The 1,922-nt window shown below is 58.4% G+C and carries 1 protein-coding gene; it reads right to left on the minus strand.

The features are described from left to right. Window positions 1–71 precede the first annotated feature (71 nt). Entirely contained in the window at window positions 72–1,493 is a 1,422-nt protein-coding gene (gene ltrA, locus KGA98_RS28370) for a group II intron reverse transcriptase/maturase (RefSeq protein ID WP_154947711.1), read from the minus strand. Window positions 1,494–1,922 lie beyond the last annotated feature (429 nt).

The following is a 1,922-nucleotide window of genomic DNA, read 5'->3' on the forward strand; positions in this document are numbered from 1 at the left end:
ATCGAGTAGGAGGCGGATTTACATCCGCCGTCCTCTCACACCACCGTACGTACGGTTCCGTATACGGCGGTTCAGGTTAAGCGGTTAAGCCGGGTTATCGTGTCCAGTATTGAGACCAGCCCGAGTTGATCCCAGAGTTTCTTCGGCAGCGCCTGATTCATATGGGGTGCTCCCGAATTCCACCAAGGGCCTCGACCGTTGAATGCTGAGTGACAAGCACGGGCTTCGTTGAGCCCTAGACGCATCAAGTTGCGCGCCCTCGTCGAGGGCTGCTTCCATTGGCGCCAGATGATACAGCGAAGTTTGTGACGCACCCAGCCATCAAGATCCTCAAGTGGCCGCTTGCTCTGACTCAGCTTGAAGTAGCCAGCCCAACCGCGCAGTACGGGGTTTATCCGCTCGATGACGCTCGCCACTTTGTGGCTTCGCGTTGTGCGCAGCAGGCTTCGAAGTCGGTCGCGTAAGCGATCCAGACTCATCGTTGCCACTCTTAGTCTCGGCTGTTGATGCCAGCTCATCCCATAGCCCAAGTATTCACACATCCACGACCCGGCTACTCGGCTCTTTTCCCGGTTCAGCGTCAGTTTCAGGCGCTCACTCAGGAAACGCTCAACGCTGGCCATCACCCGTTCACCTGCACGACGACTGCGCACATAAATGTTCGCGTCATCGGCATACCGCACAAAGTGATGGCCCCGCCGCTCCAATTCACGATCAAGTTCGTTGAGCAGGATATTCGACAGCAACGGCGAGAGCGGGCCGCCTTGCGGCGTCCCTTCCTGCCGTCGGCTGACGAGACCGCCTGACATCGTTCCCGCTTCGAGGTAGCGACGGATCAGCGTGAGGACGCGTTTGTCTTCGATTTGACGCGCAACATGGGCCATCAGAACATCATGATTAACCCGATCAAAGAACTTCTCCAGATCGAGTTCCACGCACCAGCGGTGACCCGCCGCCGCGTGGGCACGGGCTGTTTCGATAGCTTGATGAGCGTTTCTGCCCGGACGAAAGCCGTAGCTGTAGTCCGAGAACAGCGGATCAAAGATAGGTGTGAGCTGTTGCAGCAAAGCCTGTTGGATCAGGCGATCCACGACACAGGGAATGCCCAGTTGCCGTGTTCCGCCTTTGGGTTTGGGGATGTCGACGGCGCGTACACCTTGCGGTTGGTACTCGCCGGCCAGCAACCGCGTCTTGAGGATCGGCCAATACTGTTTCACGTAGCCTGCCAATTGGTCGACCGGCATGCCATCGGCACCCGGTGCGCCCTTGTTGCTGACTACGCGTTGATACGCACGCTTGAGGTTGGCGGGTGCAAGCACTCGCGCCATCAGCGTGTCCGGCTCCGCGTTCGTCCACGTCACAGACGCCGTCGATGCTTGCGCCCTATCAGCCGTCATCCTCGGATACCGTCCGGGACTTGGGGTAACAGTTTTCTCTGGGAGAATATTCTGCGTTTCAACATTCGACGAGACTCTGACGCCTACTGGCGGCATAACCTGTTCGGCCCTTGGTGACGGGGTTACTCGCCACTTACTACGGCTTCGGCTGACTTCTGCACGCTCATCCCGTCGCCTCTCGACGCTCGGTAGCACAATGGCAAACGTGCAGATCTCCCAGGGTAATTCGCGCGACCTTCCTGCTTATGCCTGTCGGATCTACGTCACAGCGTTCTGTGCAAGTATCGGGCTTTGAAGATGCTTGCCTTCTTACCCCGCTGCACCGCCTCTATCCGCTTCCTGTTCGTCAGGCCAGCAATTTGCCTCGGGCTTCCTTCAGATTCGCAGTCACCCGCGACACCCTTGCCTCTGGCTAACACTTCCCCTTGCCGGGTGTGTAGAGGACTTTCACCTCCAAGTCACCAGCGAGGCCACCACAGCCAAGCTGGTTGCGCTTACGCGCAACGCGCCATGCCTGGCGCACAA

This window comes from Pseudomonas sp. BF-R-24 (assembly GCF_019947335.1).
Taxonomy (GTDB): Bacteria; Pseudomonadota; Gammaproteobacteria; order Pseudomonadales; family Pseudomonadaceae; genus Aquipseudomonas; species Aquipseudomonas jessenii.